This window comes from Catenulispora subtropica, from assembly GCF_039531675.1.
Lineage (GTDB): Bacteria > Actinomycetota > Actinomycetes > Streptomycetales > Catenulisporaceae > Catenulispora > Catenulispora subtropica.
This window is the reverse complement of sequence record NZ_BAAAQM010000008.1, coordinates 99251-123600: the sequence shown is the minus strand read 5'-3', so window position 1 is coordinate 123600 and position 24350 is coordinate 99251. Positions and strand designations below refer to the sequence as shown.

Here is a 24350-nt window from a genome sequence, read left to right as displayed (position 1 = left end):
CCCGGCGGCACCTCACCAAAGTCCACAGGAGGACAACGTGGCGAAGGCGAAGTTCGAGCGGAACAAGCCGCACGTCAACATCGGCACCATCGGTCACATCGACCACGGCAAGACGACGCTGACCGCGGCCATCACCAAGGTTCTGCACGACGCTCACCCGGACCTGAACCCCTACACCCCGTTCGACCAGATCGACAAGGCGCCCGAAGAGCGCCAGCGCGGTATCACCATCTCGATCGCGCACGTCGAGTACCAGACCGACAAGCGCCACTACGCGCACGTCGACTGCCCCGGTCACGCGGACTACATCAAGAACATGATCACCGGCGCGGCCCAGATGGACGGCGCGATCCTGGTCGTGGCCGCCACCGACGGCCCGATGCCGCAGACCAAGGAGCACGTGCTCCTGGCCCGCCAGGTCGGCGTCCCCTACATCGTGGTCGCGCTGAACAAGTCGGACATGGTGGACGACGAGGAGATCCTGGAGCTCGTCGAGCTCGAGGTCCGCGAGCTGCTCTCGGAGTACGAGTTCCCGGGTGACGACCTGCCGGTCGTGCGGGTCTCGGCGCTGAAGGCGCTCGAGGGCGACGCGGAGTGGACCGCCAAGCTGCTGGAGCTGATGGAGGCGGTCGACACCGCGATCCCGCAGCCCGAGCGCGAGGTCGACAAGCCGTTCCTGATGCCGATCGAGGACGTGTTCACGATCACCGGCCGCGGCACCGTGGTCACCGGTCGTATCGAGCGCGGCATCATCAAGGTCAACGAGACCGTCGACATCATCGGCATCCGCAACGAGAAGCAGACCACCACGGTCACCGGTGTCGAGATGTTCCGCAAGCTGCTCGACGAGGGCCAGGCCGGTGAGAACGTCGGTCTGCTGCTCCGTGGCATCAAGCGCGACGACGTCGAGCGCGGCCAGGTCGTGATCAAGCCGGGCACGACCACCCCGCACACCAACTTCGACGCGAACGTGTACATCCTGTCCAAGGACGAGGGTGGCCGCCACACGCCGTTCTTCAACAACTACCGTCCGCAGTTCTACTTCCGGACGACCGACGTGACCGGCGTCGTGACCCTCCCCGAGGGCACCGAGATGGTCATGCCGGGCGACAACACCGAGATGGCCGTCGAGCTGATCCAGCCGATCGCCATGGAGGAGGGCCTGCGCTTCGCCATCCGTGAGGGTGGCCGCACCGTGGGCGCCGGTCGCGTGGTGAAGATCACGAAGTAAGTTCTCCGCGGTCGGCAGACCGCTGAGGCCTCGCGAAGGCCCCCGGAGCTTCGGCTCCGGGGGCCTTCGGTGTCTCCGGGCGGCTTTCAGGCCGGTGCGCGGTCGGCCATCAGCTTCTCGCACTCCTCCAGCCACCGCAGGCCGACGACGGCGACGACCGGTTCGCCGGCGTCGTCGGTGATGTAGACGGGGCGGTGGGTGACGCGGGCTTCCTCGACGAGGTCGGGGAACAGGGTGCGGGCGTCGTCGAGGGTGTACCTGGCTTCCATGGCGTGACCGTAGCTCCGTGGTGCGGGGGTTGGAGGGACCGACACGCGACTTGAACAAACGTCTTGCACAAACGTCTTAGATGTTTGTACAGTTGTCTCAGTGAGCACGGCGGGACGGATGACGAGACCAAGGGGCAAGCCATGAAGAACACGAACATCCTCATCTCGGGCGCGGGCATCGCGGGCCCGACGCTGGCCTACTGGCTGCGGCGCCACGGCTTCGAGGTCACCGTGGTCGAGCGGTCGGGGTTCCTGCGGGACAGCGGCGGCGCCGTTGACTTCCGCGGCGAGCAGGTGAAGCTGCTGAAGGCGATGGGCGTCTTCGACGCGGTCAAGGCGAACGAGACCGCCATGGGGGACGAGGTCGTGGTCGACGCGGAGGGGCGGGAGATCATCGCGTTCCCGTCGTCGTTCTTCAGCGGAGAGGTGGAGATCGAGCGGGGCGACCTGGCTCGGATCCTCTACGAAGCGACGCGGGACGACGCGGAGTACGTGTTCGGAGACTGGGTCGTCGGACTGGAGCAGCGGGACGACGGTGTGGAGGTGACGTTCGCCAGCGGGACGGCGCGGACGTACGACCTGGTGGTCGGCGCGGACGGTCTGCACTCGGGGATACGGAGGCTGGCCTTCGGCGAGGAGACGGCGTTCCGCCGCGACATGGGCTTCGCGATCGCCGGCTTCACCGCGCCGAACGATCTGGGACTGGACCGCCGAGGGCTGATCTACAACGTGCCGGGGCGCGGCGTGATGGTGTCGAGTGCACGGCACGCGGACCGGGCGGGCGTCGGGTTCGTGTTCCACGCGCCGGAGTTGGAGTACGACCGGCACGACGCGGCCCAGCAGAAGGACCTGGTGGCGAAGACCTTCGCCGGCGCCGGATGGCAGACCGCGCGCCTGGTGGAGCGGATGTGGGAGGCGCAGGACCTGTACTTCGACACGCTCAGCCAGATCCACATGGAGCGGTGGTCCAGCGGCCGCGTGGTGCTGCTGGGCGACGCGGCGTGGTGCGCGGGCCCGGGCGGGAGCGGGACGGGCATGGCGATGATGGGCGCGAACGTGCTGGCGGGTGAGCTGGCGCTGGCCGGCGGGGACCACGAGGCCGCGTTCGCGGCGTACGAGAAGGCGTTGCGCCCGGCGGCGAAGATCGGGCAGAAGCAGGGGAAGGGCGCGGGGCCGTTCTTGGCGCCGGTGGACGAGAAGAAGATCAAGGGGCGGAACAGGGCCTACAAGATGCTGACGCACCGGTTCGTCGCAGGGGTCTTCAACCGGATGACGGCGCGGGCGGCCAATGCCGTGGAGTTCCGGGAGTACCGGAGCGCCGGCGCTGGCGTGGCTGAGCCGGTCGGCGCTGGAGAGTGGGTTGCCGTCGGGCGGTGAATCCGGGCGATCGGCTGGCGTTGCCGGTCGAACTGCGGATGCGGATGCGGATGCGGATGCGGGTCGGTGAGAGGTGCTACCTCTCGCCGGCCCGCTTGCCGCTATAGCCGAGGATCGCGGCGAGGGTGGAGAGCGCGGAATCGCGTGCCGCGTCGACCGTGATGGCCGGGTCGCCGAGCGAGAGCGGCATGCCGAGTCCGTCGAGCAGCGAGAGGTAGAGGGTGGCCACCCGGTCGGGGCTTTCGGTGGGGGTGAAGAGTCCGGCGTCGATCCCGTCGCGGACGGCTGCCGCGATGAGGCGGCGCCAGGCGGCGTAGTCGGCGAGGACGTCGACGCGCAGCTCGTCGTCGCGGAGGGCGAAGCGCCAGGCCTCGATCCACAGACGGCCGGAGCCGTCGCCGAACGCGGGGAAGTCGCCGAGGGTGGCGTCGGTGATGCCGGTCAGGCGCTGCCAGGGGTCGGGGGACGCCGCGAGTTTGGCGTCCAGGGCGGCGATCTCGGTCTCGGAGGCGTGGCGGAAGGCGGCGAGGAGGAGGTCCTCGCGGGAGCCGAAGTAGTACTGGAGCGTGCTGACCGGCACGCCGCTGGCGGAGGCGACGTCCTGGAAGCGGGTGGCGTCGGCGCCGCGGTCGACGATGACGCGGATCGCGGCCTCCAGCACCTCGGTCTTGTCGCGGCCGGCCCGGCGAGGGCGGGTGGGACGGCGATCGGCGGGGGTCACGAGGCGAGTCTAGCGGTTTGGTATCGCCGTACCGTATGGTCATACCGGTTAGCGATACAGGTTGGCCACGCAGGTATCCCCCAGCCCGGAGGCGGCTCCATGACCAGGTACGGCGCCATGTTCGGCCCCGACATCACCTTCCTCGGCGTCGAGCGGTGCGATCTCGACGATCCGGAGACCTACCGGGGCGCCGACGTGGTGATCCTCGGCGCGCCGTTCGACGGCGGCACGTCGCATCGCCCCGGCGCCCGCTTCGGCCCGCAGGCGGTGCGGCAGGCGTGCTACCTGGGCCACGACGGGTCGCGGCCGAGCCTGGCGATGCGTGTGGACGGACTCACGGATCTGGTGGTGCGGGACGCCGGCGACGTGGAGACCTACGCGGGGGACATCGAGACCGCCCTGAAGAACATCGAGGAGGCGGTCTACAAGATCGCCTCGGCCGGCGCGATCCCCGTCGTGATCGGCGGAGACCACACGATCGCGCTGCCGGACGCCCGGGGCGTGGCCAGGCACCACGGCTTCGGCCGGGTGTCGATGCTGCACTTCGACGCGCACGCGGACACCGGCGAGATCGAGTTCGGGCACCTGCACGGCCACGGGCAGCCGATGCGCCGGCTGATCGAGTCCGGGGCGATCCGCGGCGACCGGTTCCTGCAGATCGGGCTGCGCGGGTACTGGCCGGGGCCGGAGATCCTCGGGTGGATGGCGGACCAGCGGATGCGGTCGTACGAGATGACCGAGATCGTCGCGCGGGGCCTGGAGGAGTGCCTGGCCGAGGCCTCCGGGATCGCGGTCGACGAGTGCGAGGGCGTCTACCTGTCGGTGGACATCGACGTCGCGGACCCGGGCCACGCGCCGGGTACCGGGACGCCGGAGCCGGGCGGGCTGACCGGAAGGCAGCTCTTGGATTCGGTCCGGAGGATCTGTTACGAGCTCCCGGTGGTCGGAGTGGAAGTGGTGGAGGTCGCGCCGCCCTACGACCACGCCGACATCACCGCCGCGCTCGGTAACCGCGTGATCCTCGAAGCGTTGTCGGCGATGGCGCGGCGGAGGGCGGATGCGCGCGGGGGAGTGGGTGGCGGGAAGTGGGACCCGCGGCAGCCCCTGCTGGACGGTCGAGGGTAGTGCCCTATATCACATCTCAAAATGAACACGGAGTATCCCCGCGCCTCGATTTCCCAAAACCCCCAGCACTGGGCCATACTGTTGAGGTTGCTCGACCATGCGCGCCCGTTTTCGGGCGCCCGGAGTGCCTGGCCGTGTTCGGCGCGGGCACTGGGCCCACACGCACATCGCGTGAGTAAGCCGCATCGCGGCTGGTACGCGAGGGCTGTGGGGCGCTGGTGGGGCATGTTTCGCGGAATCCGGATTTCGCAGGCGAGGCGATGAGTCGCGCCCACGGGATCCGCACGCCGGTGCGGGCGACACGCCCGAACGCGTGGACCGGAGGAGGCGGGACAAGCAGGACAAGCTTCGCGGGACACACAGGTTGTGGAACGCGGCGAACCCGGTGGTCAGGTGGGTCCACAACCGCCGACGGCCGGGCGCGTTGATGCGAGCAGTCCCCGGCATCGTTCGGGGGCGGCCGACGCAGACGCCGGACAACAGGTCCAAGAAAGACTGAAGGATAAGGAACCAAGCAGCCATGGCGGGACAGAAGATCCGCATCAGGCTCAAGGCCTACGACCACGAGGTGATCGACTCCTCGGCGAAGAAGATCGTCGAGACCGTGATCCGCACTGGTGCGCAGGTCGCCGGCCCGGTGCCGCTGCCGACCGAGAAGAACGTGTACTGCGTCATCCGCTCGCCGCACAAGTACAAGGACTCGCGCGAGCACTTCGAGATGCGTACGCACAAGCGTCTGATCGACATTCTCGACCCGACCCCCAAGACGGTGGACTCGCTGATGCGTCTCGACCTGCCGGCGGGCGTCGACATCGAGATCAAGCTCTGAGGGCGGCCGGCACATGGGTAAGCAGATTAAGGGCGTCCTGGGCGAGAAGCTCGGCATGACCCAGGTCTGGGACGAGAACAACCGGGTCGTCCCGGTGACCGTCGTCAAGGCCGGGCCGTGCGTGGTGACGCAGATCCGCAAGCAGGAGGTCGACGGCTACGAGGCCGTGCAGATCGCCTACGGGGCCGTGAAGCCCACCAAGGTCAACAAGCCGGAGGCCGGGCACTTCGAGAAGGCCGGCGTCACGCCGCGCCGCTACCTCGTGGAGATCCGGACCACCGACGCCGCCGAGTACCAGCTCGGCCAGGAGATCACCGCCGAGACCTTCGGCGCCGGCCAGCTGGTCGACGTCTCGGGCACCTCCAAGGGCCACGGTTTCGCCGGTGTCATGAAGCGCCACAACTTCCGGGGCCTCGGCGCCGGCCACGGCGTGCAGCGCAAGCACCGCTCGCCCGGTTCCATCGGCGCCTGCGCGACCCCCGGTCGCGTGTTCAAGGGCGTGCGCATGGCCGGCCGCATGGGCTCGGTGCGCGTGACCGTCCAGAACCTCACCGTCCAGGCCGTGGACGCGGAGAAGGGCCTGATCCTGCTCAAGGGTGCCGTTCCCGGCCCCAACGGCGGTCTGGTCCTGGTCAAGACCTCGGCCAAGAAGGGAGCCTGACCATGACGCAGGTTGTCAACGTCGACCTCCCCGGCGAGATCTTCGACGTCCAGACCAACATCCCGCTGATCCACCAGGTCGTGGTGGCCCAGCTGGCCGCGGCCCGCCAGGGCACGCACAAGACCAAGACCCGCGGCGAGGTCTCCGGCGGCGGCAAGAAGCCGTACCGCCAGAAGGGCACCGGCCGCGCCCGTCAGGGTTCGACCCGTGCGCCGCAGTTCACCGGCGGTGGCGTCGTCCACGGCCCGGTGCCGCGCGACTACGCCCAGCGCACCCCGAAGAAGATGAAGGCCGCCGCGCTGCGCGGTGCCCTCTCCGACCGGGCGCGCGACGGCCGCGTGATCGTGGTGGACCGGCTGGTGGAGGGCGACGTCCCGAACACCAAGTCCGCCGTGGCGCTGCTGAAGGGCGTGACCGAGCACAAGCACGTGCTGGTCGTCCTGCAGCGCACCGACGAGGTCTCCTACAAGAGCCTCCGCAACGTCCCGACCGTGCACCTGATCGACGTCGGCCAGCTGAACACCTACGACGTGCTCGTCAACGACGCCGTCGTGTTCACGCAGGGCGCGTACGACCAGTTCGTCGCCGGTCCCGCCAAGGGGAAGTCGGCCACCGCCGTGGCGAGCTCCCTCGAAGTTGAGGGGAGCGCCGCGTGAGCAAGTTCGCTGACCGCGCGGTTCTGGCCCGCGACATCATCATCAAGCCGGTGGTGTCGGAGAAGAGCTACGCCCTTCTGGACCAGAACACCTACACCTTCGTGGTCCACCCGGACACGAACAAGATCCAGATCCGCGAGGCCGTCGAGGAGATCTTCGACGTCAAGGTCCTGTCGGTGAACACCATCAACCGCCAGGGCAAGCGCAAGCGGACCCGCTACGGCATCGGCAAGCGCAAGGACACCAAGCGCGCGATCGTGACCGTGGACCCGAACCCCGGTGGCGGCAAGAAGGGCCGCATCGAGCTGTTTGGAGGGCCGGTTTCCTAATGGGCATCCGCAAGTACAAGCCGACGACCCCGGGCCGCCGCGGCTCCTCGGTCGCCGACTTCGTCGAGATCACCCGGAGCACCCCGGAGAAGTCGCTGGTCCGCCCCATCCACAGCAAGGGTGGCCGTAACAGCACCGGTCGCGTGACCGTCCGCCACCAGGGTGGCGGCCACAAGCGCGCGTACCGCGTGATCGACTTCCGCCGCCACGACAAGGACGGCGTGCCGGCCAAGGTCGCGCACATCGAGTACGACCCGAACCGCACCGCGCGCATCGCGCTGCTGCACTACGCGGACGGCGAGAAGCGGTACATCCTGGCGCCGAAGAACCTGGCGCAGGGCGACCGGATCGAGAACGGCCCCGGCGCGGACATCAAGCCCGGCAACAACCTGCCGCTGCGCAACATCCCGACCGGTACCACGATCCACGCGATCGAGCTCCGTCCGGGCGGCGGCGCGAAGATCGCCCGCTCCGCGGGGGCGAGCGTCCAGCTCGTCGCCAAGGACGGCCCGTTCGCGCAGCTGCGCATGCCCTCCGGCGAGATCCGGAACGTCGACCTGCGCTGCCGCGCCACGGTCGGCGAGGTCGGCAACGCCGAGCAGTCGAACATCAACTGGGGCAAGGCCGGCCGCATGCGGTGGAAGGGCAAGCGCCCGACCGTCCGCGGTGTCGCGATGAACCCGATCGACCACCCGCACGGTGGTGGTGAGGGCAAGACCTCCGGTGGCCGCCACCCGGTGTCCCCGTGGGGTCAGAAGGAAGGCCGCACCCGCAAGCCGGGCAAGGCCTCCGACAAGTACATCGTCCGCCGTCGCAAGACCAACAAGAAGCGCTAGGAGGAGGTTTAACGATGCCGCGCAGTCTCAAGAAGGGTCCCTTCGTGGACGGCCACCTGATGAAGAAGGTGGACGCCCAGAACGCGAAGAACACCAAGAACGTCATCAAGACCTGGTCCCGGCGTTCCATGATCGTGCCGGACATGCTGGGCCACACCATCGCCGTCCACGACGGCCGCAAGCACGTCCCGGTGTTCATCACCGAGGCGATGGTCGGCCACAAGCTGGGCGAGTTCAGCCCGACCCGCACGTTCAAGGGTCACGTGAAGGACGATCGGAGGTCGCGCCGTGGCTGAGAACAAGGCCAAGGACCTCGCGGGCAATGAGGCCATTGCCCAGGCGAAGAACATCCGCATGACCGCCATGAAGGTGCGCCGGGTCGTGGACATGGTCCGCGGCCAGGATGTCGAGAAGGCTCTCGACACCCTGCGCTTCGCGCCGTACGCCGCCGCCGAGCCGGTCTTCAAGTGCGTCGCGTCGGCCGCCGCCAACGCGCGCAACAACAAGCAGCTCCGTGGCCAGCTGGTGATCAGCGAGGCCTACGTGGACGAGGGCCCGACCCTGAAGCGGTTCCGGCCGCGCGCCCAGGGCCGCGCCTACCGCATCCGCAAGCGGACCTCGCACATCACGATCGTGGTCCAGGAGACCGCGGGCGTCGCGCAGAAGGGCAGGACCCGATAGTGGGCCAGAAGGTTAACCCGCATGGGTTCCGCCTCGGCATCACCACGGACTTCAAGTCCCGGTGGTACGCCGACAAGCTGTACAAGGACTACGTCAAGGAAGACGTCGCGATCCGCCGCCTGATGACCGACGGCATGGACCGCGCGGGCATCAGCAAGGTGGAGATCGAGCGCACCCGCGACCGCGTCCGCGTCGACATCCACACCGCGCGTCCGGGCATCGTCATCGGCCGCCGCGGCGCCGAGGCCGACCGCATCCGCGGCAAGCTCGAGAAGCTGACCGCCAAGCAGGTCCAGCTGAACATCCTCGAGGTGCGCAACCCCGAGAGCGACGCTCAGCTGGTCGCGCAGGGCATCGCGGAGCAGCTGGCCCAGCGCGTGGCGTTCCGCCGCGCGATGCGCAAGGCGATCCAGTCTTCGATGAAGGCCGGCGTCAAGGGCATCAAGGTGCAGGTCTCCGGTCGTCTGGGCGGCGCCGAGATGAGCCGCTCGGAGCAGTACCGCGAGGGCCGCGTGCCCCTGCACACGCTGCGGGCGAACATCGACTACGGCTTCTACGAGGCCAAGACCACCTTCGGCCGGATCGGCGTGAAGGTCTGGATCTACAAGGGCGATGTCACCTCGCTGTCGGCGCAGCGCGCGCTGAACGCGGCCGAGGCCCGCGCCGGGCGTCCGTCCCGCGACGGCGACCGCCGCGGCGGTGGCCGTGCCGGCGGCCGTGACGGCGGCCGTGGTCCGCGCCGCGACGGCGGCGGTGGCCGCGGTCCGCGCCGCGAGGGCGGTGGCGGCGGCCAGCAGTCCCAGGCTCCGGCCTCGGCGTCGGCTCCGGCTGAGGCCCCGGCTCCGGCCGCGACCGAGAACAAGGAGGCGTGACCCCATGCTGATCCCGCGGCGGGTCAAGCACCGCAAGCAGCACCACCCCGGTCGCTCCGGCGCTTCCAAGGGCGGCAACAACCTGGCGTTCGGCGAGTACGGCATCCAGGCGCTGACCCCGGCGTACGTGACCAACCGGCAGATCGAGTCCGCCCGTATCGCCATCAACCGGCACATCCGCCGTGGTGGCAAGGTGTGGATCAACATCTACCCGGACCGTCCGCTGACCAAGAAGCCCGCCGAGACCCGCATGGGTTCCGGTAAGGGCTCGCCCGAGTGGTGGGTCGCGAACGTCAAGCCCGGCCGGGTGCTCTTCGAGCTCTCGTACCCGAACGAGGAGCGCGCTCGCGAGGCCCTGCTTCGCGCGACGCACAAGCTCCCGCTCAAGTGCCGGATCATCAAGCGTGAGGCAGGTGACATCTGATGGCGACCGGGACCACCGCGCGCGAACTGCGCGAGCTCGGCGACGCCGAACTGCTGGAGAAGCTCCGTGAGAGCAAGGAGGAGCTGTTCAACCTCCGCTTCCAGCAGGCCACCGGCCAGCTTGAGAACCACGGCCGCATGCGCGCCGTCAAGAAGGACATCGCTCGCATCTACACCCTGATGACGGAGCGGGAGCTCGGCATCGGAACTGAGGAGGCGAAGTGAGCGAGACCACCGTGGCGCAGGCCACGACCGAGGAGCGCGGGCGCCGCAAGGTGCGCGAGGGGTACGTCGTCAGCGACAAGATGGACAAGACCATCGTCGTCGAGGTCGAGGACCGCAAGAAGCACCCCAAGTACGGCAAGGTCGTGCGCAGCACCGCCAAGCTGAAGGCCCACGACGAGCAGAACAGCGCCGGCATCGGCGACCGCGTCCTGCTCATGGAGACCCGGCCGCTCTCGGCGACCAAGCGCTGGCGCCTGGTCGAGATCCTCGAGAAGGCCAAGTAACCAGTCCGTTCGGCCAGGCACCGGGACCAGGCCGCGCAGCGATGCGCGGCCCCCGGTGAACCGGCACGACGAAGGAGATAACAAGTGATCCAGCAGGAGTCGCGGCTCCGGGTCGCCGACAACACCGGTGCGAAGGAAATCCTCTGCATCCGCGTGCTCGGTGGCTCCAGCCGCCGCTACGCCGGAATCGGCGACGTCATCGTCGCCACCGTGAAGGACGCCCTGCCCGGTGCGGGCGTCAAGAAGGGCGACGTCGTCAAGGCCGTCATCGTGCGCACCGTCAAGGAGCGCCGGCGTCCGGACGGCTCGTACATCCGCTTCGACGAGAACGCGGCCGTCCTGATCAAGGACGGCGGGGACCCGCGCGGCACCCGCATCTTCGGCCCGGTGGGCCGCGAGCTGCGCGAGAAGCGCTACATGCGCATCGTCTCGCTCGCCCCGGAGGTGCTGTAAGCCATGCCGAGCATGAACATCAAGAAGGGTGACCTGGTCCAGGTCATCACCGGCAAGGACAAGGGTCTGCAGGGCAAGGTCATCCAGGCCTTCCCGGAGACCCAGAAGGTCCTGGTCGAGGGTGTCAACCGGGTCAAGAAGCACACCAAGGTCGGCCAGTCCGTCCGCGGGAGCAAGACCGGCGGCATCATCACCGTCGAGGCCCCGGTCCACGTCTCCAACGTGATGCTGGTCGTCGAGCACGAGGGCGCCAAGGTCGTCACGCGGGTGGGCTACCGCCGCGTGGAGGAGGAGCGCACGCTCGCCGACGGGACGAAGAAGACCGTCACGCGCAGCGTCCGCTACGCCAAGCGCACCGGTAAGGACATCTGACATGACCGTGACTGAGACTGAGACCGTGGCGCCGCGCCTGAAGCTGCGCTACCGGTCCGAGATCGCCCCGGCGCTCAAGGAGCAGTTCGCCTTCGAGAACGTCATGCTGATCCCGTCGCTGACCAAGATCGTGGTCAACATGGGCGTCGGCGACGCCGCCCGGGACAGCAAGCTGATGGACGGCGCCGTCCGCGACCTCGCGGCGATCACCGGCCAGAAGCCGACCGTGACCAAGGCCCGCAAGTCCATCGCGCAGTTCAAGCTGCGCGAGGGCCAGCCGATCGGCGCGCACGTCACGCTGCGCGGCGACCGGATGTGGGAGTTCTGCGACCGGCTGGTGTCGATCGCGCTGCCCCGGATCCGCGACTTCCGCGGTCTGTCGCCGAAGCAGTTCGACGGCAAGGGCAACTACACCTTCGGTCTGAACGAGCAGTCGATGTTCCACGAGATCGACCAGGACCGGATCGACCGCGTGCGCGGCATGGACATCACCGTCGTGACGACCGCTCGCAACGACGATGAGGGTCGCGCCCTGCTGCGTCTCCTCGGATTCCCCTTCAAGGAGGCGTGAGCCAATGGCGAAGAAGGCCCTGATCAACAAGGCGCTCGCGAAGCCGAAGTTCAAGGTGCGCGGCTACACCCGCTGCTCCAAGTGCGGCCGCCCGCACTCGGTCTACCGCAAGTTCGGCCTGTGCCGGGTTTGCCTGCGCGAGATGGCGCACGCCGGCGAGCTGCCGGGCGTGACCAAGAGCTCCTGGTAACTACTACACGCCGCAGGTCCGCGCGTATGTGCACTCCTATCGGAGAGTGTGAGCAGCGCGCGGATACCACGGCGAGGAAGGCCTCAGGCCAAACATGACCATGACCGACCCGATCGCGGACATGCTCACCCGGCTGCGGAACGCCAACTCGGCGTACCACGACCAGGTGTCCATGCCGTCGAGCAAGATCAAGACCCACATCTGCGAGATCCTCAAGCAGGAGGGCTACATCGCCGCCTGGAAGGTGGAGGACGCGGAGGTGGGCAAGACGCTCACCATCGAGCTGAAGTTCGGCCCGAACCGGGAGCGCTCCATCGCGGGGATCAAGCGGATCTCCAAGCCGGGTCTGCGCGTCTACGCGAAGTCCACGAGCCTGCCGAAGGTTCTGGGCGGACTCGGCGTCGCCATCATCTCGACTTCGACCGGTCTGCTGACCGACCGCCAGGCCGCCCGCAAGGGCGTCGGCGGCGAAGTCCTCGCCTACGTCTGGTAAGGGAAGGAGGAGAAGCAATGTCTCGTATTGGACGGCTGCCGATCCCGGTTCCCGCCGGCGTCGACGTCACCATCAACGGCCAGGACGTGACCGTCAAGGGGCCCAAGGGCTCGCTGTCGCACACCGTCGTCGCCCCGATCACGATCGCCAAGGGCGAGGACGGCAATCTGGTCGTCTCCCGCCCGAACGACGAGCGGGTCTCCAAGGAGCGCCACGGTCTGTCGCGCACCCTGGTCAACAACATGATCATCGGCGTGACCCAGGGCTACACCAAGAACCTGGAGATCTCCGGTGTCGGTTACCGCGTGACCGCCAAGGGCAAGGACCTCGAGTTCGCCCTCGGCTACAGCCACCCGGTCCCGGTCCCGGCCCCCGACGGCATCACGTTCGCCGTCGAGAGCCCGACCAAGTTCTCCGTGTCCGGGATCGACAAGCAGCTGGTGGGCGAGACCTGCGCCTACATCAAGAAGCTGCGCAAGATCGACCCCTACAAGGGCAAGGGCATCAAGTTCGCCGGCGAGGTCATCCGCCGCAAGGCCGGAAAGGCTGGGAAGAAGTAATGGCTTTCGCAGTCAAGATCGGCAAGGGACCGGCGAAGAAGCGCAACGCCGTCAAGCGCCGCCACCTGCGGGTGCGCAAGAAGGTGTCCGGCACCGCGCTGCGTCCGCGCCTGGTCGTCACCCGCTCCGCGCGCCACATGGTGGCGCAGGTCGTGGACGACGTCACCCGCGTGACGCTGGCCTCCGCCTCCACCATGGAGGCCGGCCTGCGCACCTCGGAGGGCGACAAGACCGCCAAGGCGAAGGAAGTCGGCAAGCTCGTCGCCGAGCGGGCCAAGGCCAAGGGTGTCGGCACGGTCGTCTTCGACCGCGGCGGCAACAAGTACCACGGCCGCGTGGCCGCGGTGGCCGACGGCGCCCGGGAAGCGGGGCTGGAGCTGTGAGCACTAACTACTCGAAGGGAAGGAGCCTCTGATGGCTGGACCGCAGCGCCGCGGAGGCGGCTTCGGTGGGCAGAACCAGGGCGGCGGCGAGGGCGGCAACAACCGCCGCGAGCGCCGTGACCGTCGCGGCGACCAGGCCCCGGTGGAGAAGTCGGCGCACATCGAGCGCGTCGTCACCATCAACCGCGTGGCCAAGGTCGTGCGCGGTGGCCGCCGCTTCAGCTTCACCGCCCTGGTGATCGTCGGCGACGGCGAGGGCACCGTGGGCGTGGGCTACGGCAAGGCGAAGGAAGTCCGGGACGCGATCGCCAAGGGTGTCGAGGAGGCCAAGAAGAACTTCTTCAAGGTCCCGCGCATCCAGGGCACCATCCCGCACCCGGTCACGGGCGAGCGCGCCGCCGGCGTCGTTCTGCTCAAGCCGGCCGCCCCCGGTACCGGTGTCATCGCCGGCGGCCCGGTGCGCGCCGTGCTGGAGTGCGCGGGCGTCCACGACGTGCTGAGCAAGTCGCTCGGCTCGGACAACCCGATCAACATCGTCCACGCGACCGTGGCGGCCCTGAAGGACCTCGTGCGTCCGGAGGAAGTCGCCGCTCGCCGCGGGCTGCCGCTGGAGGACGTGGCCCCGGCCGCCCTCCTGCGCGCCCGCGCCGGTGTGGGGAGCTGAGAGACATGGCCCGTTTGAAGATCACGCAGACCCGCTCCCAGATCGGGACGAAGCAGAACCACCGGGACACCCTCCGGTCGCTCGGCCTGAAGCGGATCAACGACACCGTGGTGAAGGAGGACCTCCCGCAGTTCCGCGGCATGGTCCACACCGTTCGCCACCTGGTCAAGGTCGAGGAGGTCGACTGACATGACGCTGAAGGTCCACCACCTCCGCCCGGCCCCGGGCGCCAAGACGCCGAAGACCCGCGTGGGTCGCGGTGAGGGCTCCAAGGGCAAGACGGCGGGTCGCGGTACCAAGGGTACGAAGGCCCGCTACCAGGTCTCGGCGCGTTTCGAGGGCGGCCAGATGCCGCTGCACATGCGCCTGCCGAAGGCCCGCGGGTTCAAGAACCCGTTCAAGGTGACGTTCCAGGTCGTGAACCTGGACAAGCTGTCGGCCCTGTACCCGGCCGGCGGCGAGGTCACCGTCGAGGACCTCGTCGCCAAGGGCGCGGTCCGCGACAACGAGCTCGTCAAGGTGCTCGGCACCGGCGAGGTCTCGGTCGCGCTGCAGGTGAAGGCGCACGCCTTCTCGGCCAGCGCGAAGGAGAAGCTGGCCGCGGCCGGCGGCTCGGCTGAGGAAGTCTGAGCCGCTGACGCGGTGAGCTCGTCGCTGTAGACGGCAAGGAAGGGGCGCTGCCTCGGGGAGACTCGGGGTGGCGCCCTTTCCGTTCCGTTCCGCCCGGGCCCTCCGGCCGTGAGCCTGCGCACAAGGCGCTCGGCTGTCCGGGTTCGCCCGGGATCCGGCGGCTGCCGCAGGCCTCGTCAGGCCTCAGCGATCTCCGCCGCATCGTCGCAGGTCGGAGCCCGTCCACCGATCCCCCTCGGCCTCCTGCCCGGACCGTGTCGCGTCCTGGACAGCCTCCCCACCCTCACTCCCAGTACATCGCCCACAACTCCCCCCGGGTGAGGGTCGCCATAGGCTTCCTGCTATGCGTAAGATGGCGCAGGTCGGCCATCACCCCGACTTGACCCCGCGTGCCCGAAAGCGCCGCGCAGCAGCGTGAAGCCGAAGGCGCGAGGGAATCAGGACCCTCTAACTCTCGTCTCGCAAGGCGCAGGAGGACCATGCTCACCGCATTCGCTCGGGCGTTCCGTACGCCCGACCTGCGCAAGAAGCTGCTCTTCACGCTGGGCATCATGGCGCTGTTCCGCTTGGGCGCGCACATTCCGGCGCCGGGTGTCGACACCCACACGCTCAGTCAGTGTCTGAACCTGACGAAGTCGCAGAGCGGGAACAACAACTCGGCCCTGGGGCTGATCAACCTGTTCTCGGGCGGGGCGCTGCTGCAGCTGTCGATCTTCGCGCTGGGGATCATGCCCTACATCACCGCGTCGATCATCCTGCAGCTGCTGACCGTGGTGATCCCGCGGCTGGAGGCCCTCAAGAAGGAGGGGCAGGCCGGGCAGACGAAGATCACGCAGTACACCCGGTACCTGACCATCGGCCTGGCCGTGCTGCAGTCGACGACGATGCTCACGCTGATGAAGAACAACCCGAGTGCCCTGCTGGGCAGCGGGTGCGCCGGGCAGAACGTCATCTACACCAAGATCGACTGGACCGGCATGGCGGTCATGGTCATCACGCTGACCGCCGGCACCACGCTGATCATGTGGCTCGGCGAGCTGATCACCGACCGCGGCATCGGCAACGGCATGTCGCTGCTGATCTTCACGTCGATCACCGCGAACTTCCCGCAGTCGCTGTGGGCCATCAAGCAGGCCGGCAAGACCATGGACGGCTGGCCGGTGTTCTTCGGCGTGCTGCTGATGGGCATGGTCATGGTCGGCGCGGTGGTGTTCGTCGAGCAGGGGCAACGGCGCATCCCGGTGCAGTACGCCAAGCGCATGGTGGGGCGGCGGATGTACGGCGGGTCGTCGACCTACATCCCGATGAAGGTGAACCAGGCGGGTGTCATCCCCGTCATCTTCGCCTCGTCGCTGCTGCAGCTGCCGCTGATGGTCGCGAACTTCACGCACCCGAACGCCCAGAAGGGCTGGGCGCACTGGATCAACAAGGAGTTCGGGTTCAGCACCAACGGCTACTCGCTGGCCTACTCGATCACCTACTTCCTGCTGATCCTCGGCTTCGCCTTCTTCTACGTGTCGATCACGTTCGTGCCGGACGAGATCGCCGACAACATGAAGAAGTACGGCGGCTTCATCCCCGGCATCCGGGCCGGCAAGCCGACGGCCGAGTATCTGCAGTACGTCTCCACGCGCGTCACCTGGCCCGGTGCCCTGTACCTGTCGGTGATCGCCATCATCCCGATGATCGCCCTGGCCGAGCTGCACGCCAGCGGGAAGTTCCCGTTCGGCGGCACTACTATCCTGATCATGGTGGGCGTGGGCCTGGAGACCGTGAAGCAGATCGAGTCGCAGCTCCAGCAGCACAACTACGAAGGCTTCCTGAGGTGACGGCTGTGACAACGGCGTCGACGCGCCTCACCCACCGCGGACGGCACACCGCCGTCCGTCCCATCGACGCCGAAGGGTTCCTCCACTAGTGCGTATCGTTCTCGTCGGTCCGCCGGGCGCGGGCAAGGGCACGCAGGCCTCGTTCATCGCCTCGCACCTGGGCGTCCCGAAGATCAGCACCGGGGACATCTTCCGGGCGAACATCTCCCAGGGCACCCCGCTGGGCGTGAAGGCCAAGGAGTACCTGGACGCCGGCCACCTGGTCCCGGACGAGCTCACCATAGACATCGTCCGCGACCGGCTCTCGCAGCCGGACGCGGCCGGCGGGTTCCTGCTCGACGGGTTCCCGCGGAACGTGGCGCAGGCCGAGGAGCTGGACGAGATCCTCGCCGACAACGGCGTCTCGCCCAGCGTCGGCAAGGCCTACCTGGACATCGTGCTGGACCTCGAGGTGGACAACGACGAGGTCATCAAGCGGATCTCCGGCCGCCGGCTGTGCCGCAACGACTCCGGCCACATCTTCCACGTCGACTACAGCCCGTCCCAGGCCGGCGACAAGTGCGACGTCTGCGGCGGCGAGCTCTACCAGCGCTCGGACGACAAGGAGGAGGTCGTCCGCAAGCGCCTGGAGGTGTACGCGGCCGAGACCGCCCCGATCATCGACTACTACCGCGAGCAGGGCGTGCTGACCACGATCGAGGCCGCCGGTCAGGTGCACGTCATCACCGAGCGCGCGATCGCCGCCGTCGACCAGGTCGCCGCCCGCGGCTGAGCCGCACGCCCCCGAGCAGTCCCCCGAAGGAAGCCCCGCACCCATGCACGCCCACGGCGACGACGACGGCACGATCGAGCTGAAGACCCCCGAGCAGTTCGAGGCCATGAAGCAGGCCGGCAAGGTCGTCTCCCGCACGCTGGCGCTGTTGCGCTCGGCGGTCCGGCCGGGCATCACCACCGGTGAGCTGGACCGGATCGCCGAGGAGTCCATCCGTTCGCAGGGCGCCGTCCCGTCCTTCCTCGGCTACGGCGACTTCCCCGGCTCGATCTGCGCCTCGGTCAACGACGAGATCGTGCACGGCATCCCCGGCGCCCGCGTGCTGCGCGAGGGCGACCTGATCTCCATCGACTGCGGCGCGATCATCCCCGACGACGTGACCCTGGTGGCCACCGGCCGCTGGAACACCCGGGGCTGGCACGCCGACGCGGCCGTGACCGTGGGCGTGGGCGAGATCGCGCCGGAACTGGCCGAGCTGTCCCGGGTCACCGAACAAGCGATGTGGGCCGGGATCGACGCGGTGAAGGAGGGCGTCGCGCTGAACGACGTCTCCACCGCGATCGACGGCTTCACCCGCTCCCAGCCGCGCCGCTACGGCATCATCCGCGACTACGGCGGCCACGGCATCGGCTCGTCGATGCACATGGCCCCGATGGTCTACAACTACCCGGTCCGCGGGGAGCGCCTCGTCCTCACCACCGGTATGGCGATCGCCATCGAGCCCATGCTGACCCTGGGCAAGAACAAGACCCGGGTGCTGGCCGACGACTGGACCGTGGTCTCCAAGGACGGCTCCTACGCCGCGCACTGGGAGCACACCGTCGCCCTGACGCCGGACGGCGTCGTGGTCACCACTGCTCCGGAAGAGTGATCCGAGGTGCCCACAAGGGGTGACCGCGCGGCGGGGCCGGGCGTGCACCGGGGCCCGAAACGTCAGAACATAGAGTCATGGCTCGTGCTGCCGCGCTGACGTCGGCGCTCCTCCTGTCCCTCGGCACCGCCGCCGGGTGCGGGAGTTCCAAGAGCGCGCCGAAGCCGACCGCGACCTCCGCCTCCACCCCGACGGCCGGTACCGCGTCCTCTCCCGCGACCTCCGGTCCGAGTCCTTCGGCCACCGCGCTCAGCGCCGACGACCTCGAAGCGCGCCTGCTGACCGTCGCCGACCTGCCGAGCGGCTTCTCCGTCGACAGCGACAACGCCGACGCCAACGGGACGATCAGCGCGACCGACCCCCGCTGCCGGCCGCTGGTCGACCTGATGAACAGCGACGGCAAACCGTCCGGGGCGGTCGCCGACGCCGACACCTCGTTCACCCGCTCGGAACTCGGCCCGAACATCGCCACCGGGCTCGCGAGCTTCCCCTCGACGCAGGACGCCCAGAAGCTCATGGACTCCGTGACGAAGGCGATGCGGGCCTGCACCGAGCTCACCGAGACCGACAAGGACGGCACCAGCTACGACTTCGCTGTCGCCCCGTTGGAGTCCCCGAAGACCGGCGACGCGGTCGGCGCCATCCGGATGTCGGCCGACATCGGCGGCTACCCGGCGCAGATCGACATCGTCCTCGTGCGTGTCGGCAGCACTCTGCTGTACGTCGCGAACACCGGCCTCGGCGACACGGACGCCGGGCTGACGCAGGACGTCGTGAAGCGGGCTGTGGCGAAGCTGCAAGCGGCCGGCACGCCGAGCGGCCCGGGCGCGTAGGACACCCGGGGCACAGGACGGGGAGGGCCGGGACACGCCGACGCCGGGTAGGGCCACCTGCGCGGCCGTACCCGGCGTCTTCCCTCCTGGCCCGCGGACCGTCACACCCGCTGGAGCACCTCGCCGCGCACCGGTTCGGCCGCCTCGCTCACCCCGAACCGCCGGTGGACGCCGCGCAGCGTCCGCGGCGCCCACCATCCGTGCTCGCCGAGCAGCGCCAGCACCGCCGGCACCAGCATCATCCGGACCAGCGTGGCGTCGATCAGCACGGCCAGCGTCAGTCCCAGCCCGAACTCCAGGATCGGCGCGGCGCCGCCGGTCATGAAGCACGCGAACACGATCACCAGCAGCGCCGCGGCGCAGGTCACCACGCGGCCGGTGTGCCGGATCCCGGTGACCACCGCGGTGCGCGCGTCCTCGCCGTGCAGCCGGGCCTCGCGGATCCGGCCCAGGATGAAGATCTCATAGTCCATCGACAGCCCGAAGGCGACCGCGATCATCAGCGGCGGCACGGTGACGTCGAGGGCGCCCAGCCCGCCCTTCACCCCGCCGCCGAAGCCGGCCGCGCTGTGGCCGTCCTGGAACACCCACACCACCGCCCCGAGCGCGGCGCCGATGCTCAGCAGGTTGGTCAGCACCGCCTTGAGCGGGATCAGCACCGAGCCGGTGAACAGGAACAAGAGCACGAAGACAGACACCAGCACCACGCCGACCGCTACCGGGAGCCGGTCGACCAGCATCTGCCGGAAGTCCACGAGGTGCGCGCTGGCCCCGGTGACGAACGCCCGCTGGTGCTCGCCGCGGATGGTCTTCACCAGGCCGGTCGCGACCGCGCCGTCGTCGGTGCCCGAGGGCGTGAGGCTGACGATCGCGCTGCCGTCCGGATACGTCTTCTGTGACGAGTCCACGACGCCCGGCAGCGACCGCAGGTGCTTCAGGTAGTCCGGCCGCGCGGCCCCGTCCTCGACCAGCACGGTGACGGCGTCGGCGTTGCTGTGTCCCGGGAAGTGTGCCAGCGCCAGGTCGTACACCTGCCGAGCCTCGGAGGTGGCCGGCAGTTCGCGAGCGTCGCCGGGCGTCAGCGCCATGCCCTTCACCGGCACCGCCGCGGTCACCAGCGCCGCGCCGATCACCAGCAGCACCGGCACGGGACGCCGCACCACGCCGGCCGCGAACGTCCCGAACCAGCGTCCCTGCCGCCGCCGCGTGCTCGCCGGCTTGATCCGGTGCCCGTACTTCGCCAGCAGCGCCGGCAACAGGGTCACCGCCGCCAGCATGTCGACGGCCACCACCGCGCACGAGGCCAGACCCATGCTGCGCAGGAACGGCGCCGGGTACACCACGATCCCCGCCAGGCTCACCGCGACCGTCAGCCCGGAGAAGAAGACCGTGCGGCCCGCGGCCGCGACCGTGGCGCGCACGCACTCGGCGACGTCGGCGGTGACGAGGCGCTCCTGCCTGAACCGGGTCACCATCAGCAGGGCGTAGTCCACACCGAGTCCGAGCCCGAGCATCGTCGTGATCTGCACCGAGTACACCGACAGATCGGTGACGAAGCTGAAGGCGAACAGCACCAGCAGCGTCGACGCCACCCCGCACAGCGCCAGCAGCAGCGGCAGCGCCGCGGCCAGCAGCCCGCCGAACACCACGACCAGCAGCACCAGCACGATCGGCAGCGAGAGCGTCTCGGCCTTGCTCGCGTCGTTCTGCGCGGTCTTGTTCAGGGCGTCGTCGAGCAGCGGGCCGCCGCTGACCCGGACCTGGAAGTCCGGGGTGCCGATCGCCCGGAGCCGCGTCTGGGCGGCGTCCAGCGCCTTGTCCTCGGCGTCGGAGCCGAGGCCGCCGGCGAAGGTCACCGTGACCGCGATCGCCTGCCCGTCGCCGGTCATGCCCGGCGTCTGATAAGGGTCCGGCACCTGCGTCACACCGGGGATCCCACGCAGGTCCGCGACGGCGGCGGTGATCCGCCCCCTGAGTCCGGCGTCGCCGGCGATCGTCCGGCCGGCGGCCGTGGCGGTCACCATCGCGCCGATGGTGTCCGGTCTCGGGTCCAGATTGTCCACGCGGTCCGCGGTCACCCGGGACTCGCTGCCGGGCACCGCCGCGCCCAGCCCCCCGAGTTTGCCGAAGACCGCGCCGCCGATCCCCATGCCCACCGCGAGCACCACGAGCCAGACCGCGACGACGGTCCGGGGGCGGCGGATGGCGAGTTCTGCAGCGCGTCTCAACATGCCACCACCGTGCGGCATCACGCTATGTCTTGAGATCCCCCGGGCGAGGGGAGCGTCCCCCTCATTCGGGTGGGGGAGTCATCCCTCCGTGGAGGGAGTCACCAGAGCGCTCTCGTAGGCGAAGATCACCGCGTGCACGCGGTCGCGCAGGCCGAGCTTCATCAGGATGTTGCTGACGTGGGTCTTCACCGTGTGCTCGGAGACGAACAGCGCCGCCGCGATCTCCGCGTTGGACGCGCCGCGCGCGATCTGGACCAGCGTCTCGCGCTCGCGCGGGGTGAGGACGTCGAGCCGCTCGGACGGCGTGCCGCCGGAGCCGCCCCGCGCCGGGCGCCGCGCGGTGAAGTCGGCGATCAGCCGCCGGGTGACCGACGGGGCGAGGAGCGAGTCGCCGGAGGCGACCACCCGGACCGCGTGCACCAGGTCGTCGCGGCGCACGTCCTTGAGCAGGAAGCCGGAGGCGCCGGCGTAGAGCGCGTCGTAGACGTACTCGTCGAGGTCGAACGTGGTGAGCATGAGGATCCGGGCGCCGCCCTCGGCGGTCACCAGGCGCGCGGCCTCGATCCCGTCCATCACCGGCATCCGCACGTCGAGCAGCAGCACGTCCGGCGCCAGCGCGCGGGCCAGCTCCACCGCCTCGGCGCCGTTCCCGGCCTCGCCGACGACCTCGATGTCCGGCTGCGCCTCCAGGATCATCGCGAAGCCGCTGCGCACCAGCTCCTGGTCGTCGGCCACCACCACGCGAATCGCCACGACCGTTTTCTATCAGCCGGTGGCGACCGGCGTCTGCCCCCGACCGGACGGCGGCCCGCCGGCGGCGACCGGTCAGCTCTCCGACGGGATGTAGGCGGTCAGCGCGAACCCGCCGGCGTCCGGCGGCGAGCTCCAGCTCAGCCGGCCGCCGACCGGGGCCAGGCGCTCGCGGAGGCCGTTCAGGCCGTGGCCGCCGTGGCCGCCGTGGCTGTTGCCGGCGCCGCCGTGCGCCGGGCCCCGGCCATCGTCGGCCACCGTGATCTCCAGGGCCTCCGGCGACCAGGCCAGCAGGACGTCGGCGCGGGAGGCCCGGGCGTGTTTCAGGGTGTTGGTGAGCGCCTCCTGCACCACGCGGTACGCGGCGGCCTCGGCGCCCGGCGACAGCGCCGACGGCGTCCCGGTCGCCTCCAACGCCACCGGCAGCCCGGCCGCGCGGACCCGCCGGACCAGATCGTCGAGCCCGGCCAGGGTCGGCACCGGATCACGGCGGTCGGCGTCGTCCCGCTGCAGGACCCCGAGCAGGGCCCGCAGCTGCGTCATCGCGTCCCGGCCGGCGGCCGAGATGGCGTCGAACGCCGTCTCCGCGCGCTCCGGGTCGCTCCGCACGAACAAGGGCCCGGCCTCGGCCTGCACCACCATCAGGGCCACCGCGTGCCCGACCACGTCGTGCATGTCCCGGGCGATCCGGGCCCGCTCGGCGGCCGCGGCCCGATCGGCCAGCACCTCGGCGGAGTCGCGCTCGGACTGGGTGAGCAGCCCGAGGGAGATCGAGGTGAGGCTGAGGGTGAACGTGACGAAGAAGTCCTCGGGGTTCCCCGTCTGCTTGTGCAGGATCTCGGCCAGGATGTTCCCGGCCGTGAACAGGCCGACCATCACCACCCGGGTCCGCGCCCGCAGCACCGACCCGATCGTGTACTGGGTGACCAGGACCGAGTAGGGGAACGGCTGGGCCGGATGCACGATCGAGGTGACCAGCAGTGTCATTCCCCCGACGACCAGCGCGGACAGCACCGGATAGGTCTCCCGCCACAGCAGCGGCAGGATCGCCGAGGCCTCCAGCGCCAACCGCCACGGCCCGAAGGGAATCACCCCGGGCAGCAGGTAGCCGCCGGTGTTCAGGCCGAGGATGATCAGGGTGAGCAGCACGTCCGCGCGGCGGGGCGGGCGGAGGCGGAATCCGCGGATCCGGGAGGCGGCCGTACTCAGCACGTGATAGATCATCCTCCGCCGGGAGTAGCCGCACCTCCCTCTGTGGGGGGATCCTGGGGACGGTGTCCTGAGGTACAGTCGAGATATGTCGCGAGTCAGTTGGGGAGTCACGCAGATGACGCAGGGTGGGGCCGCCTTCGAACCCGAGATGCGCGCCGGCGACGCCGACCGCGAACGCCTGGTGGAGCAGCTGCGCGAGCACCACGCCGCCGGGCGCCTGACGCTGGACGAGTTCGAGGAGCGGATGGCCCAGGCCTATTCCGCCAAGACCTACGGCGAGCTGCGGACCCTCACCCGCGACCTGCCGATCGACCTCGCGCAGCTGAACCTGCAGCAGGCGCAGCAGCGCACCGCCGCGCCGGGCCGGCCGGTCGAGGTCCGCCGGGACGGCGCCGGGCGGATGCAGATCAACATCGACAACCAGGCGATCCAGGACCGGATCAACCAGCACATGGAGCGGCACCAGGCCCGGCACCAGGAGCGCATGGAGCGGCACCAGCAGCGCTGGGACGCACGCGCGGCCCGGCGCGGCCACGGCTGGGGCGGCTGGGGCCTGGGCGGCTGGCTGTCGCTGTCCCTGCTGCTCACCACGATCTGGCTGATCAGCAACATCACCGGCGGCGGCGACTGGGGCAACTTCTGGCCGGCCTGGCCGATCGGCATCACCGGCGCGCTGATGCTGGCCAAGACCATCAACCGGCGGGGCTGACCCGCTCGCGGGAGCGCCGCGACCGCCGAAGCCCGCCGCGACAGCCGCGGCCGGAGTGCCGGCCGCGGCGATTCGGCGTGTCCGGTGGCCGGGGGACGAACGGGACGGGAATGTTCGCCACCCCGCGCGGGTTTCACGCAGTGTGCGAACCGGGTAATAATCTCCGGTTTCGCGTTCTGCAAGTGTTCGGCGTACACTGGCGTGTCGGCTCCGTATGGAGTGGTTCAGGTGCGCCCCCGCGGCTGGGTCAATGAGCGCACCAGCGCTGAACCACCACTTGCTCCTGGCTACGGAAGCCGGCACTGCAG

At 69.6% G+C, this 24350-nt stretch carries 34 protein-coding genes; 29 read left to right on the top strand and 5 right to left on the bottom strand.

Annotation, left to right across the window (positions count from 1 at the left end):
* Window positions 1-37: 37 nt before the first annotated feature.
* Window positions 38-1231: an elongation factor Tu gene (gene tuf, locus ABD466_RS09815; protein ID WP_344656643.1), complete on the top strand. Its 1194-nt coding sequence runs from the start codon at window positions 38-40 to the stop codon at window positions 1229-1231.
* A gap of 86 nt (window positions 1232-1317) precedes the next feature.
* On the opposite strand, the gene ABD466_RS09810 is transcribed toward tuf, so the two are convergent.
* Window positions 1318-1500, bottom strand: coding sequence for a type II toxin-antitoxin system prevent-host-death family antitoxin (locus ABD466_RS09810; protein WP_344656642.1), 183 nt, complete (start codon window positions 1498-1500; stop codon window positions 1318-1320).
* Between the two features lie 141 nt (window positions 1501-1641).
* Here ABD466_RS09810 and ABD466_RS09805 point away from each other — a divergent pair, with 141 nt between their 5' ends.
* On the top strand, window positions 1642-2877 hold the full coding sequence (locus ABD466_RS09805; protein WP_344656641.1) for an FAD-dependent monooxygenase: 1236 nt from the start codon (window positions 1642-1644) through the stop codon (window positions 2875-2877).
* 76 nt (window positions 2878-2953) lie between these two features.
* Here the strand turns inward: ABD466_RS09805 and ABD466_RS09800 are convergent, their stop codons facing one another.
* Complete coding sequence (locus tag ABD466_RS09800) at window positions 2954-3598, bottom strand: TetR/AcrR family transcriptional regulator (RefSeq protein WP_344656640.1); 645 nt, start codon at window positions 3596-3598, stop codon at window positions 2954-2956.
* A gap of 99 nt (window positions 3599-3697) precedes the next feature.
* On the opposite strand from ABD466_RS09800, the gene speB reads away from it, so the two are divergent.
* The 26 genes from speB to ABD466_RS09670 all read left to right on the top strand — a co-directional run bounded on the left by speB (window position 3698) and on the right by ABD466_RS09670 (window position 19140).
* Complete coding sequence (gene speB, locus ABD466_RS09795; protein WP_344656639.1) at window positions 3698-4723, top strand: agmatinase; 1026 nt, start codon at window positions 3698-3700, stop codon at window positions 4721-4723.
* Between the two features lie 520 nt (window positions 4724-5243).
* A complete protein-coding gene (gene rpsJ, locus ABD466_RS09790) occupies window positions 5244-5552 on the top strand; it encodes a 30S ribosomal protein S10 (protein ID WP_012785157.1) in 309 nt (102 codons plus the stop codon).
* A gap of 13 nt (window positions 5553-5565) precedes the next feature.
* The gene (gene rplC, locus ABD466_RS09785; protein WP_344656638.1) at window positions 5566-6213 is read left to right on the top strand and encodes a 50S ribosomal protein L3; all 648 of its coding nucleotides are present in this window, start codon (window positions 5566-5568) and stop codon (window positions 6211-6213) included.
* Between the two features lie 2 nt (window positions 6214-6215).
* Entirely contained in the window at window positions 6216-6869 is a 654-nt protein-coding gene (gene rplD / locus ABD466_RS09780; RefSeq protein ID WP_344656637.1) for a 50S ribosomal protein L4, read from the top strand.
* Window positions 6866-7198 carry a 50S ribosomal protein L23 gene (gene rplW / locus ABD466_RS09775; protein WP_344656636.1) on the top strand — a complete coding sequence of 111 codons (333 nt, stop codon included), beginning with the start codon at window positions 6866-6868 and terminating at the stop codon, window positions 7196-7198. The genes rplD and rplW overlap by 4 nt, the downstream gene beginning before the upstream one ends.
* Window positions 7198-8034, top strand: a complete 837-nt coding sequence (gene rplB / locus ABD466_RS09770; RefSeq protein WP_344656635.1) for a 50S ribosomal protein L2 — start codon at window positions 7198-7200, stop codon at window positions 8032-8034. The genes rplW and rplB overlap by 1 nt, the downstream gene beginning before the upstream one ends.
* Window positions 8035-8048: 14 nt before the next feature.
* A complete protein-coding gene (gene rpsS, locus ABD466_RS09765) occupies window positions 8049-8330 on the top strand; it encodes a 30S ribosomal protein S19 (protein WP_344656634.1) in 282 nt (93 codons plus the stop codon).
* Window positions 8323-8715 (top strand): 50S ribosomal protein L22, encoded by a 393-nt coding sequence (gene rplV / locus ABD466_RS09760; RefSeq protein WP_344656633.1) that lies wholly within the window; start codon window positions 8323-8325, stop codon window positions 8713-8715. The genes rpsS and rplV overlap by 8 nt, the downstream gene beginning before the upstream one ends.
* Window positions 8715-9587 (top strand): 30S ribosomal protein S3, encoded by an 873-nt coding sequence (gene rpsC, locus ABD466_RS09755; RefSeq protein WP_344656632.1) that lies wholly within the window; start codon window positions 8715-8717, stop codon window positions 9585-9587. Before rplV ends, rpsC begins: the two co-directional genes overlap by 1 nt.
* A 4-nt stretch (window positions 9588-9591) precedes the next feature.
* Window positions 9592-10011, top strand: coding sequence for a 50S ribosomal protein L16 (gene rplP, locus ABD466_RS09750; RefSeq protein ID WP_012785165.1), 420 nt, complete (start codon window positions 9592-9594; stop codon window positions 10009-10011).
* Window positions 10011-10235: a 50S ribosomal protein L29 gene (gene rpmC, locus ABD466_RS09745; protein WP_344656631.1), complete on the top strand. Its 225-nt coding sequence runs from the start codon at window positions 10011-10013 to the stop codon at window positions 10233-10235. The genes rplP and rpmC overlap by 1 nt, the downstream gene beginning before the upstream one ends.
* Window positions 10232-10519 carry a 30S ribosomal protein S17 gene (gene rpsQ, locus ABD466_RS09740; protein ID WP_344656630.1) on the top strand — a complete coding sequence of 96 codons (288 nt, stop codon included), beginning with the start codon at window positions 10232-10234 and terminating at the stop codon, window positions 10517-10519. The genes rpmC and rpsQ overlap by 4 nt, the downstream gene beginning before the upstream one ends.
* An 84-nt stretch (window positions 10520-10603) precedes the next feature.
* A complete protein-coding gene (gene rplN / locus ABD466_RS09735; RefSeq protein ID WP_012785168.1) occupies window positions 10604-10972 on the top strand; it encodes a 50S ribosomal protein L14 in 369 nt (122 codons plus the stop codon).
* Between the two features lie 12 nt (window positions 10973-10984).
* Window positions 10985-11344, top strand: a complete 360-nt coding sequence (gene rplX, locus ABD466_RS09730) for a 50S ribosomal protein L24 (RefSeq protein ID WP_344656703.1) — start codon at window positions 10985-10987, stop codon at window positions 11342-11344.
* 1 nt (window position 11345) lies between these two features.
* Entirely contained in the window at window positions 11346-11915 is a 570-nt protein-coding gene (rplE, locus tag ABD466_RS09725) for a 50S ribosomal protein L5 (RefSeq protein ID WP_344656629.1), read from the top strand.
* 4 nt (window positions 11916-11919) lie between these two features.
* Window positions 11920-12105: a type Z 30S ribosomal protein S14 gene (locus ABD466_RS09720; RefSeq protein ID WP_012785171.1), complete on the top strand. Its 186-nt coding sequence runs from the start codon at window positions 11920-11922 to the stop codon at window positions 12103-12105.
* Window positions 12106-12199: 94 nt separating this feature from the next.
* Window positions 12200-12598, top strand: coding sequence for a 30S ribosomal protein S8 (rpsH, locus tag ABD466_RS09715; protein WP_344656628.1), 399 nt, complete (start codon window positions 12200-12202; stop codon window positions 12596-12598).
* Window positions 12599-12615: 17 nt separating this feature from the next.
* Window positions 12616-13158, top strand: coding sequence for a 50S ribosomal protein L6 (gene rplF / locus ABD466_RS09710; protein ID WP_344656627.1), 543 nt, complete (start codon window positions 12616-12618; stop codon window positions 13156-13158).
* The gene (gene rplR, locus ABD466_RS09705; RefSeq protein WP_344656626.1) at window positions 13158-13541 is read left to right on the top strand and encodes a 50S ribosomal protein L18; all 384 of its coding nucleotides are present in this window, start codon (window positions 13158-13160) and stop codon (window positions 13539-13541) included. Before rplF ends, rplR begins: the two co-directional genes overlap by 1 nt.
* 31 nt (window positions 13542-13572) lie before the next feature.
* On the top strand, window positions 13573-14205 hold the full coding sequence (gene rpsE / locus ABD466_RS09700) for a 30S ribosomal protein S5 (RefSeq protein WP_344656625.1): 633 nt from the start codon (window positions 13573-13575) through the stop codon (window positions 14203-14205).
* A gap of 5 nt (window positions 14206-14210) precedes the next feature.
* Window positions 14211-14393: a 50S ribosomal protein L30 gene (gene rpmD, locus ABD466_RS09695; RefSeq protein ID WP_344656624.1), complete on the top strand. Its 183-nt coding sequence runs from the start codon at window positions 14211-14213 to the stop codon at window positions 14391-14393.
* A 1-nt stretch (window position 14394) separates the two neighbouring features.
* The gene (rplO, locus tag ABD466_RS09690; RefSeq protein WP_344656623.1) at window positions 14395-14835 is read left to right on the top strand and encodes a 50S ribosomal protein L15; all 441 of its coding nucleotides are present in this window, start codon (window positions 14395-14397) and stop codon (window positions 14833-14835) included.
* Between the two features lie 479 nt (window positions 14836-15314).
* On the top strand, window positions 15315-16664 hold the full coding sequence (secY, locus tag ABD466_RS09685) for a preprotein translocase subunit SecY (RefSeq protein WP_344656622.1): 1350 nt from the start codon (window positions 15315-15317) through the stop codon (window positions 16662-16664).
* An 88-nt stretch (window positions 16665-16752) separates the two neighbouring features.
* Window positions 16753-17436 (top strand): adenylate kinase, encoded by a 684-nt coding sequence (locus ABD466_RS09680; RefSeq protein ID WP_344656621.1) that lies wholly within the window; start codon window positions 16753-16755, stop codon window positions 17434-17436.
* Window positions 17437-17479: 43 nt separating this feature from the next.
* Window positions 17480-18307 carry a type I methionyl aminopeptidase gene (gene map / locus ABD466_RS09675; RefSeq protein ID WP_344656620.1) on the top strand — a complete coding sequence of 276 codons (828 nt, stop codon included), beginning with the start codon at window positions 17480-17482 and terminating at the stop codon, window positions 18305-18307.
* A 77-nt stretch (window positions 18308-18384) separates the two neighbouring features.
* Window positions 18385-19140: a sensor domain-containing protein gene (locus ABD466_RS09670; protein ID WP_344656619.1), complete on the top strand. Its 756-nt coding sequence runs from the start codon at window positions 18385-18387 to the stop codon at window positions 19138-19140.
* 101 nt (window positions 19141-19241) lie between these two features.
* On the opposite strand, the gene ABD466_RS09665 is transcribed toward ABD466_RS09670, so the two are convergent.
* The 3 genes from ABD466_RS09665 to ABD466_RS09655 all read right to left on the bottom strand — a co-directional run bounded on the left by ABD466_RS09665 (window position 19242) and on the right by ABD466_RS09655 (window position 23333).
* Window positions 19242-21371, bottom strand: coding sequence for an MMPL family transporter (locus ABD466_RS09665; RefSeq protein ID WP_344656618.1), 2130 nt, complete (start codon window positions 21369-21371; stop codon window positions 19242-19244).
* A 78-nt stretch (window positions 21372-21449) separates the two neighbouring features.
* A complete protein-coding gene (locus ABD466_RS09660; protein ID WP_344656617.1) occupies window positions 21450-22124 on the bottom strand; it encodes a response regulator in 675 nt (224 codons plus the stop codon).
* Between the two features lie 72 nt (window positions 22125-22196).
* A complete protein-coding gene (locus ABD466_RS09655; RefSeq protein ID WP_344656616.1) occupies window positions 22197-23333 on the bottom strand; it encodes a sensor histidine kinase in 1137 nt (378 codons plus the stop codon).
* Between the two features lie 115 nt (window positions 23334-23448).
* On the opposite strand from ABD466_RS09655, the gene ABD466_RS09650 reads away from it, so the two are divergent.
* On the top strand, window positions 23449-24042 hold the full coding sequence (locus tag ABD466_RS09650) for a DUF1707 SHOCT-like domain-containing protein (RefSeq protein WP_344656615.1): 594 nt from the start codon (window positions 23449-23451) through the stop codon (window positions 24040-24042).
* Window positions 24043-24350 lie beyond the last annotated feature (308 nt).

Excerpts from the sequence above, each read along its gene's own strand:
- rplP (WP_012785165.1), top strand. The coding sequence starts at position 9,592 with ATGCTGATCCCGCGGCGGGTCAAGCACCGCAAGCAGCACCACCCCGGT.
- rplC (WP_344656638.1), top strand. The coding sequence starts at position 5,566 with ATGGGTAAGCAGATTAAGGGCGTCCTGGGCGAGAAGCTCGGCATGACC.
- rplX (WP_344656703.1), top strand. The coding sequence starts at position 10,985 with ATGAACATCAAGAAGGGTGACCTGGTCCAGGTCATCACCGGCAAGGAC.
- rpsH (WP_344656628.1), top strand. The coding sequence starts at position 12,200 with ATGACCATGACCGACCCGATCGCGGACATGCTCACCCGGCTGCGGAAC.
- ABD466_RS09810 (WP_344656642.1), bottom strand. The coding sequence starts at position 1,500 with ATGGAAGCCAGGTACACCCTCGACGACGCCCGCACCCTGTTCCCCGAC.
- rplD (WP_344656637.1), top strand. The coding sequence starts at position 6,216 with ATGACGCAGGTTGTCAACGTCGACCTCCCCGGCGAGATCTTCGACGTC.
- rpsS (WP_344656634.1), top strand. The coding sequence starts at position 8,049 with ATGCCGCGCAGTCTCAAGAAGGGTCCCTTCGTGGACGGCCACCTGATG.
- rplO (WP_344656623.1), top strand. The coding sequence starts at position 14,395 with ATGACGCTGAAGGTCCACCACCTCCGCCCGGCCCCGGGCGCCAAGACG.
- speB (WP_344656639.1), top strand. The coding sequence starts at position 3,698 with ATGACCAGGTACGGCGCCATGTTCGGCCCCGACATCACCTTCCTCGGC.
- ABD466_RS09805 (WP_344656641.1), top strand. The coding sequence starts at position 1,642 with ATGAAGAACACGAACATCCTCATCTCGGGCGCGGGCATCGCGGGCCCG.
- ABD466_RS09720 (WP_012785171.1), top strand. The coding sequence starts at position 11,920 with ATGGCGAAGAAGGCCCTGATCAACAAGGCGCTCGCGAAGCCGAAGTTC.
- rpmC (WP_344656631.1), top strand. The coding sequence starts at position 10,011 with ATGGCGACCGGGACCACCGCGCGCGAACTGCGCGAGCTCGGCGACGCC.
- ABD466_RS09670 (WP_344656619.1), top strand. The coding sequence starts at position 18,385 with ATGGCTCGTGCTGCCGCGCTGACGTCGGCGCTCCTCCTGTCCCTCGGC.
- rpmD (WP_344656624.1), top strand. The coding sequence starts at position 14,211 with ATGGCCCGTTTGAAGATCACGCAGACCCGCTCCCAGATCGGGACGAAG.
- rpsE (WP_344656625.1), top strand. The coding sequence starts at position 13,573 with ATGGCTGGACCGCAGCGCCGCGGAGGCGGCTTCGGTGGGCAGAACCAG.
- ABD466_RS09665 (WP_344656618.1), bottom strand. The coding sequence starts at position 21,371 with ATGTTGAGACGCGCTGCAGAACTCGCCATCCGCCGCCCCCGGACCGTC.
- map (WP_344656620.1), top strand. The coding sequence starts at position 17,480 with ATGCACGCCCACGGCGACGACGACGGCACGATCGAGCTGAAGACCCCC.
- rpsJ (WP_012785157.1), top strand. The coding sequence starts at position 5,244 with ATGGCGGGACAGAAGATCCGCATCAGGCTCAAGGCCTACGACCACGAG.
- rplF (WP_344656627.1), top strand. The coding sequence starts at position 12,616 with ATGTCTCGTATTGGACGGCTGCCGATCCCGGTTCCCGCCGGCGTCGAC.
- ABD466_RS09650 (WP_344656615.1), top strand. The coding sequence starts at position 23,449 with ATGACGCAGGGTGGGGCCGCCTTCGAACCCGAGATGCGCGCCGGCGAC.
- rplR (WP_344656626.1), top strand. The coding sequence starts at position 13,158 with ATGGCTTTCGCAGTCAAGATCGGCAAGGGACCGGCGAAGAAGCGCAAC.
- secY (WP_344656622.1), top strand. The coding sequence starts at position 15,315 with ATGCTCACCGCATTCGCTCGGGCGTTCCGTACGCCCGACCTGCGCAAG.
- rplE (WP_344656629.1), top strand. The coding sequence starts at position 11,346 with ATGACCGTGACTGAGACTGAGACCGTGGCGCCGCGCCTGAAGCTGCGC.
- rplB (WP_344656635.1), top strand. The coding sequence starts at position 7,198 with ATGGGCATCCGCAAGTACAAGCCGACGACCCCGGGCCGCCGCGGCTCC.